9 protein-coding genes are annotated in these 8,291 nt (G+C 42.0%); 4 read left to right on the top strand and 5 right to left on the bottom strand.

Translation table 11 applies throughout. The features are described from left to right. On the top strand, positions 1–425 hold a 425-nt coding region (locus tag WBJ10_RS16330; RefSeq protein ID WP_424292212.1), incomplete at its 5' end, for a methionyl-tRNA formyltransferase. Between the two features lie 31 nt (positions 426–456). Here the strand turns inward: WBJ10_RS16330 and WBJ10_RS16325 are convergent. Together WBJ10_RS16325 and WBJ10_RS16320 are read right to left on the bottom strand one after the other, a co-directional pair. Further along, positions 457–1,296, bottom strand: coding sequence for an aminotransferase class IV (locus tag WBJ10_RS16325; RefSeq protein WP_424292210.1), 840 nt, complete (start codon positions 1,294–1,296; stop codon positions 457–459). Between the two features lie 3 nt (positions 1,297–1,299). Continuing rightward, a complete protein-coding gene (locus WBJ10_RS16320) occupies positions 1,300–2,325 on the bottom strand; it encodes an RluA family pseudouridine synthase (RefSeq protein WP_424292208.1) in 1,026 nt (341 codons plus the stop codon). 214 nt (positions 2,326–2,539) lie between these two features. On the opposite strand from WBJ10_RS16320, the gene WBJ10_RS16315 reads away from it, so the two are divergent. The 3 genes from WBJ10_RS16315 to lat all read left to right on the top strand — a co-directional run bounded on the left by WBJ10_RS16315 (position 2,540) and on the right by lat (position 6,042). Continuing rightward, positions 2,540–3,616: a DUF6588 family protein gene (locus WBJ10_RS16315; protein WP_424292206.1), complete on the top strand. Its 1,077-nt coding sequence runs from the start codon at positions 2,540–2,542 to the stop codon at positions 3,614–3,616. Between the two features lie 14 nt (positions 3,617–3,630). Further along, positions 3,631–4,512 carry a 1-aminocyclopropane-1-carboxylate deaminase/D-cysteine desulfhydrase gene (locus WBJ10_RS16310; RefSeq protein ID WP_424292204.1) on the top strand — a complete coding sequence of 294 codons (882 nt, stop codon included), beginning with the start codon at positions 3,631–3,633 and terminating at the stop codon, positions 4,510–4,512. Between the two features lie 195 nt (positions 4,513–4,707). After that, positions 4,708–6,042, top strand: coding sequence for an L-lysine 6-transaminase (gene lat, locus WBJ10_RS16305; protein ID WP_424292202.1), 1,335 nt, complete (start codon positions 4,708–4,710; stop codon positions 6,040–6,042). A 324-nt stretch (positions 6,043–6,366) separates the two neighbouring features. On the opposite strand, the gene bshB1 is transcribed toward lat, so the two are convergent. Genes bshB1 through WBJ10_RS16290 form a run of 3 tightly spaced genes read right to left on the bottom strand, consistent with a single transcriptional unit; the run spans position 6,367 to position 8,149 of the window. Then, complete coding sequence (bshB1, locus tag WBJ10_RS16300; RefSeq protein ID WP_424292200.1) at positions 6,367–7,083, bottom strand: bacillithiol biosynthesis deacetylase BshB1; 717 nt, start codon at positions 7,081–7,083, stop codon at positions 6,367–6,369. Then, positions 7,080–7,586 (bottom strand): glutathione peroxidase, encoded by a 507-nt coding sequence (locus WBJ10_RS16295; protein ID WP_424292198.1) that lies wholly within the window; start codon positions 7,584–7,586, stop codon positions 7,080–7,082. Before WBJ10_RS16295 ends, bshB1 begins: the two co-directional genes overlap by 4 nt. Further along, complete coding sequence (locus WBJ10_RS16290) at positions 7,583–8,149, bottom strand: DUF4294 domain-containing protein (protein WP_424292197.1); 567 nt, start codon at positions 8,147–8,149, stop codon at positions 7,583–7,585. Before WBJ10_RS16290 ends, WBJ10_RS16295 begins: the two co-directional genes overlap by 4 nt. Positions 8,150–8,291: the final 142 nt, after the last annotated feature.

Raw genomic sequence — 8,291 nt, 5'->3', positions numbered from 1 at the left:
CGCTTCATGATAAATTGATGGAAACAGGTGCCGGCCTGCTGGTCAAAACTGTTAAGGCTATTGAAGCAGGTCATTATACAGAACAGCCTCAAGCCGATAGTGATAATTTAAAAAGTGCTCCTAAAATCTTTAAGGAGGATTGTCTGATTAAATGGGATCAGCCGGTTGAACAAGTTTTTAATTTTATTCGTGGCTTGAGCCCGTACCCCACATCGTTTACCCACCTTGATGGAAAGATTTTGAAAATATTCAGTGTCCTTATCGATAGGAATCAGCCTCCTGCAAAGCCAGGAACTTTCCTGACTGACAATAAAACTTACCTGAAATTTGCCTGCTCAAACGGCTTCATTTCGATCCTTGAATTACAACTTGAAGGTAAGAAAAGAATGAAAATTGACGAGTTTCTTCGCGGTGTGAGACTCTGATTCTTCACCTTTCACCTTTCACCTATTCCCCCTACCTCAAATTCAGCTTTTCATTCAAAAACCTGGAAACTTCGTTAAAGTAACGTTTGCTGTTGTAACCCATCACCCATTGGATCCCGCGGGCGGCATTAGTAAGGAAAACCTCGTCCGCCTCGTTAAGAATATCAGGGCTAATCTGCGCTTCCACCAATTCAATTCCATTCTCTTTTGCAAGCTTTATTACCACCTGTCGCATAACACCCGCTATACAGCCCTCACTGAGCGCAGGAGTGTATAGCTTCCGATCATATACGGCGAAAACATTACTGCTCATCGATTCGCATAAGAAGCCATTACTATTAAGGACCATAACCTCATCGAGTGAATTTTGATTCTTGAAGATACCCGCAAGTACATAAATCAGGGAGTTGCAGGTTTTTAGATTCGAAAGAATGTTTACCGGTTTGGTAATCTCATCAAACACATCAATTATAAGTCCCTTTTCATTCATTTTATATAGGCTTTCGCTTAATTGTGAAGCTTCCAGCACAAATGCCATATGATTGGAAGAAGGGTTATACAGGCCTTCACCGTTACGAAAAGCCGTAAGCCTGATCCGGGCATCCGGACCCGTTTTATTTCGACGCACAAGCTCTTCTACCTTTTCATTTAAAAACCAGGTATCTAAATGCGACCAGGAATCCATTTTTAACAACTTAAGCCCCTTCCGGATCCGTTCAGTATGAAGCTCTGCAAACATCAGTTTACCCTTAAGCAGCCTCATTGATTCGAACAGTCCGTCGCCGTACTTAAAGCCCCGGTTAGCTATAGTAAGAACCTGCTGATCAGCCGGAAGAATGTCGCCGTTAAAATTGATAAACTGTTTACTCATAAATTATTCTTTAATATAGTTGCGCCACTTATCCATCACAGAACTGAAATCGGCCGGCAGTTCAGTCTCAAAATGAATAAATTTCCGGGTGGATGGGTGGATAAAACCCAGCGATTTTGCGTGTAAGGCTTGTCTGGGCATTAATTCGAAGCAGTTTTCGACAAACTGCCGGTATTTATTAAAGACGGTCCCCTTTAGAATGCGATCGCCGCCATATGTACTATCATTAAAAAGAGGATGGCCAATATGTTTCATATGAGCCCTGATTTGATGGGTGCGCCCGGTTTCTAACTGGCATTCTATCAAAGTGACATAATTGAACCGTTCCAAAACCTTATAATGGGTTACCGACCATTTCCCATTTGCCTCATCGTCATATACTGCCATCACTTTCCGATCCTTTGCACTTCTGCCGATATAGCCTTTTACTGAACCATCTTCTTTCAGGTCGCCCCAAACCAATGCAAGATATTTCCGGGCAATCGAATGATCGAAAAATTGCTTAGCCAGGAAAGTTATCGCCCATTCATTTTTACTCACCAAAAGCAAGCCTGAAGTATCCTTATCAATACGATGAACCAGGCCGGGACGCCCGTCGTTTCCCGGCAATTGAGGAAGCTGACTAACGTGGTGAACAAGCGCGTTCACCAGCGTACCCGTGTAATTATTAAAGCCCGGATGTACTACCATACCAGGGGCTTTATTAACCAGTATTACGTCGTCATCTTCATAGATAATATCAATCGGAATATCTTCCGGATACACTTCTGTATCTCTTGGCGGATGAGGAAGCACCAGGGAAATAACATCCAGCGGTTTAACTTTATAACTCGCCTTGACTATCTTATCATTCACCAAAACATTTCCCGCGTCTATTGCATTTTGGATCCTGTTCCGTGAAGTATTTTCAGTTCGGATAATAAGAAATTTATCTAAACGCAGCAGCGCCTGGCCTTTGTCGACCACAATACGTAAATGCTCATAAAGATCCTGTTCATCATTTTCCTGAACATCAATTTCCTCAGTCATCCTGCAAAATTAATTCTTTAGGATGAACAAACGGGTATAAACAAAGGCGATTATTTGCCAGATGGAAAATCATCCTGAGGAAAAATATTTAAACTGTTAAGCTTAAAAGAATTAACTTTACGGGTGGAATCAAATTGTTATTAAGCGGTCAATATTGACGTGTTATCCTTTGTTTTAATATAAATTAGCGCCCTCCAGAACTAATTGCAGAAAAATGAAAAGAACATTTAAGACCAGAATAGCCCTTGCTTTTTTATTTATCCTCGGCACTAATCAGGGTTTCGCACAAAGTGATGTCTCCGACTTGATTAAATCAAGTCCGGAAGATGCTACAAAGCTTGCTCAAGCTTATTTAAAACCACTCTTTAAAGGGTTCGGTGTAGGTTTAAACACTGGGTGGAACAATTCGGCCCACTCAAAAAATCTTCTTCGTTTTGATCTACGTGTTGGGCTTACGGGTGCGATAGTACCGCAAAAAGACGAAACATTCGATGTTACCAGCATTGGTCTTTCCAACAATGTGCGTCCGACGAGCCCCGGACAAGTAATAACCCCCACTGTCGGCGGCCCCACAGATCAGGGTGTGCAATTATCGGTTTACGATTCTTCAAACCGGCAACTAGAAACCTTCAGAATGCCTCAGGGCACAGGCATCGGACTGATTCCTGCGCCTCAGCTGCAGGGAAGTATTGGTTTACCCAGGGGTTTAGAATTTACGCTTAGAGCGATGCCAAAGGTCAATCTTGGGAATGATATCGGAGCTATTGGCATGTTTGGAGGCGGACTAAAAGTTGAAGTTCTTCCATTAATATCCGGTATAATCGATAAGGTAACGCCGCTTGATATTGCCGTGGCTGTTGGTTATACCCAATTTAATTATAGCGTGCCCCTGGAAGTCAATGCACCGTCTGGTGCCAGGCCGGCATCTGCTTCACAACCAAGCGATTTTTCAAATCAGAAAATTGAAGCACAATTCTCCGGGATAAATACAGAAGTTATTTTTTCAAAGCGCGTTCTGGTGTTTACTCCCTTCGTAAGCTTCGGTTATAACACTGCGAAAACAGACGCTGGATTGAAAGGAAATTACCCGATTGTCTCGGGCGCCGACCTTTTGGGCCCGACCTATACAGTTTTCACGAACCCTGTCAATATAAAGCAAACTGATATAAACGGGTTCCGAACCAATCTTGGATTCCAGCTGAACCTGGCTTTCTTCAGGATTTATGGCTCATACAGCATGGCCGAATACAATGCCTTTAACGGTGGTATAGGTTTCGGACTAGGGAAATAACAAAACCAGATATTTTGAAGGACTTAGTTATTCATAGTCCCGTAGAACAGATATTCGATCCGCTTTTTGTAGAAAAGGAAGTAAAGGTATTTGTTAAACGGGATGATATGATACATCCCATTATTTCGGGAAATAAATGGCGGAAGCTTAAGTATATCCTTTCTGATGCAGAAAAACTCAATAAGAAGCATCTTGTCACGTTCGGCGGTGCTTTCTCAAACCATCTCCTCGCAACTGCCTGCGCAGCAGCTAAGTTTGGTTTCCGGAGCACCGGAATAGTACGTGGTGATGAGGTTAAGAACGAAGTGCTGATGCTATGCAGGCTTTTTGGGATGGATTTGCTTTTTGCCGACAGAACATCGTATAATGATAAGCCAGCATTATTTCGTAAGCATTTCAGTGAAGACTCTGAGGCCATTTTTATCGACGAAGGTGGTGCCGGAGAACCTGGAATTAAAGGTTGCTCCGAACTCGTAGCCGAACTTCACGAAAATTACGATCATATAATCTGTGCAGCCGGCACCGGAACTACTGCTGCCGGTATACTCAAGGGTTTGGAAAATCTATCGCTTAAATCGCGGATGCATATCGTCCCTGTTTTAAAAGGGGCCGGGTTTTTAAAAGCAGAGATTGAAGTCCACACAGATCATCCCTTTGAAATGCATCTTGAATATCATGCCGGGGGTTATGCAAAAACAAGTGATGAACTTATTGAATTCATCAGGTACTTCTGCAAAACGACAGGCATCCTTATAGAGCCGGTTTATACCGGAAAAATGTTTTATGCACTTTACGATTTGATTCGGAAAGGCCACTTTCCTGCCGGAAGTAAAATCCTTGCTATACATACCGGAGGGTTGACGGGCATCCTGAGTATGTCGTCAAAATTTTATTGAAACTGTTGATTTTAGGCAGAAAATGCTCATCGTTTCAAATTAAGTTGGCTATAAATTTTCTCCGTTTCGCACCTTCCTTCCCGAAAAAATAGCTTTAAACTGTTTAAACCTATTTAAACAGGAAAACGCATAAAACCATCGAAATTTGCGCATTTGCGCCGTTTATTTTATTTTTGGGTATAAACAAACGTACCCATGTATAAATTATCGGTATCCCCAGATCAGGTCAAAGAAACACTCAATAAACATATACTTGCCGACGGCTATGATCTAACTTTTGATATGGAAAAGAGTAATGGGGTCTACATCTACGATTCAAAAAACGACCGTACTTTACTTGACTTTTTCACATGCTTCGCATCGGTACCTCTGGGATACAACCATCCTAAAATGGTCAACGACGAAGAGTTTAAAAAGAACCTTATGCTGGCGGCTTTAACTAATCCGTCTAATTCAGATATCTATACTACACAATATGCCCAGTTCGTTGAAACCTTTTCAAGAGTCGGGATTCCTGAGTATCTTCCTCACGCTTTTTTCATTGCCGGTGGTTCACTTGCAATAGAGAATGCTTTAAAGGTGGCTATGGACTGGAAAGTTCAAAAGAACTTTCAAAAAGGCTACACGAAAGAAAAAGGCTTTAAGGTTATTCATTTCGACAAGGCATTTCATGGCCGTTCAGGATACACACTGAGCTTAACGAATACCCATCCTGATAAAACTAAATGGTTTGCTAAATTTGATTGGCCAAGGGTAAGTACACCTGCCATAATATTCCCCTTTACCGATGCAGGATATGAAGATCTCAAAAAAAGGGAAGCATTATCCATCGCACAAATCAAGCAGGCCTTCGCTGATAACAAAGACGATATCTGTTCTATAATTATAGAACCTATTCAATCTGAAGGCGGCGATAACCACTTCAGACAGGAATTTCTTGAGCAGTTAAGAGAACTTTGCGATGAAAACCAATGCTTCCTGATTTATGATGAAGTACAAACGGGAGTAGGACTTACCGGGAAGTTCTGGGCACATGAACACTTTGGCGAGAAAGCTCGTCCCGACATCCTTGCATTTGGAAAGAAGATGCAGGTATGCGGTATCCTTGCGGGGAGAAAAGTAGACGAAATTGAAACTAATGTTTTCAATGTCCCTTCCCGTATAAATTCCACCTGGGGTGGCAATCTTGTAGATATGGTTAGATCAACCAGAATACTGGAAATTATTGAAGAAGATAATCTTTTAAGTAACGCTGCAATTACAGGTAACTTTCTTCAGGAGCGCTTGAGTAAAATCGCGGAAAGAAATAAAATCATCACAAATGTACGCGGACGGGGCTTAATGTCGGCGTTCGATCTACCAAACAAGAGCATACGCGACAAGTTTGTTACAGATGGCATGAACGAAAATGTCATGTTTCTGGGCTGTGGCGAACGGACAATACGCTTCAGGCCTGCCCTTATGATAACAGAAGGTCATATTGAAGATGGGCTGGAAGTTTTGGAAAAACTTATTGCTGAGAAGCAATAATATAATGCATACTTCGTATGCAATTTTAAACACAGAGTGTACGGAGGAAAAGCACAAAGTACACGGAGGCAAAATCGCCAGGCTCTGTGGCCTCCGTGCCTGCCGCCAGGCAGGTTTCCCTTCGTGCCCTTCGTGGTAATCCAGAGCCATATTGGTTAAAGTTGTTTCTTGTTTATAACATAGGGCTTGCCCTATATCATACTTTGCCCGTCCGAATGGCTTTAGCCGGGCGGGTGTTAAAAACAGGCGCGGTAACGCGCTTCACCTTTTGTTTTTCCGATTGATACTCACTAGTATTTCGAACGCCTAATCACTAACCACTAATCACCTTAACTCAAACAAATCCGTCACACCCAGCAATTTTCTGCTGGTAAATCCCTCAGCGTGAACCGCTCCAATGGATTTGCCAAACTCCCGTGAGCGGGCATCTATTGTCTTTAAAAATTCGGGTGAGGAAATGTAGGTTTCCTGCTCATCACTGTCCGGATTAGAGAACTGCGTTTTAAATGCGCGGATACATTCCAGCTTTTTCTCCCAAAAATCGCTTACATCGATCAGTATGTCAGGTTCGATATACCTGTCCTGGATATAATTTAAAAGCAATCCCGGGCGGTAAGCGGTCTGTTCCACTCCTTCATTAACCGTCTTAATTTTTGACAGTCCCGACAGGAACAATGCGTCATAAATGAGATCGGCAGCCCTTCCATGATCCGGGTGCCGGTCATGCAAAGCATTGCTTAACACAATGTCCGGGGTATATTTTCTTATCATTTGGATAATCTTTAGTTGATGTTCTTCATCATTTCTAAAGAATCCATCCCTCATACCCAGGTTTTCACGAACATGCAGGCCTAATATTTTTGTAGAATTCGCAGTTTCCTCGTCTCTTGTTTCTGCAGTTCCCCGGGTACCTAATTCTCCTCTGGTGAGATCTACAATCCCAACTTTTCTGCCTGCTGCAATGTGTTTTAATATCGTACCAGAGCAACCCAGCTCAGCGTCATCAGGGTGTACAGCAAATACGAGAATATCTAATTTCATAGTGATTTATCGTTCAGTAATTTTACTATTTTCTTTTTTATTCGTGAGGAATTTGGCTTTGTAAAGGGGTAGAAAAAATCGACAACTTCTCCCTGGCGATTTATCAGATATTTATGAAAATTCCATCTGGGAGGTGCTCCTACCTGTCCGTTCTGCTTTTTATCCGCCAAAAACTTATAAAGAGGATCGGCATACTGACCCCTCACCCTGATTTTTTGGAAAACATCGAAATGGGTGCCATAGTTTACCTCACAGAATGAGACGATGGAATCCCCTTCCAGCGGCTCTTGTCCGCCGAAATCGTTTGAAGGGAAAGCAAGTACATAAAAATCATCTCCGCTGAAATCGTATCGTAAAGCCTCTAATTCCTTCAATTGAGGCGTAAAACCACACTCTGAGGCAATGTTAACGATGAGTAATACCTTGTCCCTGAAATCACTGAGCTTTCGCTCCCGGCCATTCAGGCAATGTACGGTAAACTGGTAAATTGACTTATCTGTCATAGATTGTACATGTAATAACCCGAAGACTGAATAATAGCTTCGATGTCACGGTCCTCTTGAGGATCGTATTTGTTTTTAAGGTTATTACCAAATATACGTGCAACAGACTGGTAAAAAAAGGCTGTGATCCCACCTTTCATCTCTTTTACAAGATCGTAACTGCTATTGCCGGTTTCTCGGTCTATTAATTTTATTAAAATGCCACCCTGTGTGATCGTGAGGTTTTTTATTTCCCGCTCAAACATGGTTTTAATTTCGCCCTCAAAAGCTTTAACTAATATACGCTGGTCTCGCTTATTTTTAGCTTTTGCAAGATCAGTCTGCAGAATTGCATAACGCTGACGGGCAAACATCGCGTAAGGCATAACCTTCAGCACATTATATCTGAGCCGATTGAACTTGGCCTTTTCAAGCGGGGTTTTAAAAATCCGGGTATCTACAATGATTATTTCGGGAAGGCCAATCCAGGGGATAAGCTCGTCATCAACATTAGTAACTGCGACTCGTATGGTATCTTTCACCCCTTTTATGGTGGGGTCGTTCTTATACTGGGCTAATGCCATTTTTGACATCGAAACCACACAAAGAATTACCAATAGCCTAAAAAATTTCATAAATTTATACACTGCAATTTACAGCTAATATTTGTAACTATTAATACCCTCAACATACTTAATGTAACCCATAAAGTATGCTAAACGTTAA

Origin of the sequence: Daejeonella sp., from assembly GCF_049655485.1 — a bacterium.
In the GTDB taxonomy this organism is placed as follows: domain Bacteria; phylum Bacteroidota; class Bacteroidia; order Sphingobacteriales; family Sphingobacteriaceae; genus Daejeonella.
The sequence above is the reverse complement of the archived record's forward strand: the minus strand, read 5'-3'. Positions and strand labels throughout refer to the sequence as shown.

Coding starts and splice junctions, on each gene's coding strand:
- WBJ10_RS16325 (WP_424292210.1), bottom strand. CDS start 1,296: ATGAGTAAACAGTTTATCAATTTTAACGGCGACATTCTTCCGGCTGAT.
- bshB1 (WP_424292200.1), bottom strand. CDS start 7,083: ATGAAATTAGATATTCTCGTATTTGCTGTACACCCTGATGACGCTGAG.
- WBJ10_RS16315 (WP_424292206.1), top strand. CDS start 2,540: ATGAAAAGAACATTTAAGACCAGAATAGCCCTTGCTTTTTTATTTATC.
- WBJ10_RS16320 (WP_424292208.1), bottom strand. CDS start 2,325: ATGACTGAGGAAATTGATGTTCAGGAAAATGATGAACAGGATCTTTAT.
- WBJ10_RS16290 (WP_424292197.1), bottom strand. CDS start 8,149: ATGGCATTAGCCCAGTATAAGAACGACCCCACCATAAAAGGGGTGAAA.
- lat (WP_424292202.1), top strand. CDS start 4,708: ATGTATAAATTATCGGTATCCCCAGATCAGGTCAAAGAAACACTCAAT.
- WBJ10_RS16295 (WP_424292198.1), bottom strand. CDS start 7,586: ATGACAGATAAGTCAATTTACCAGTTTACCGTACATTGCCTGAATGGC.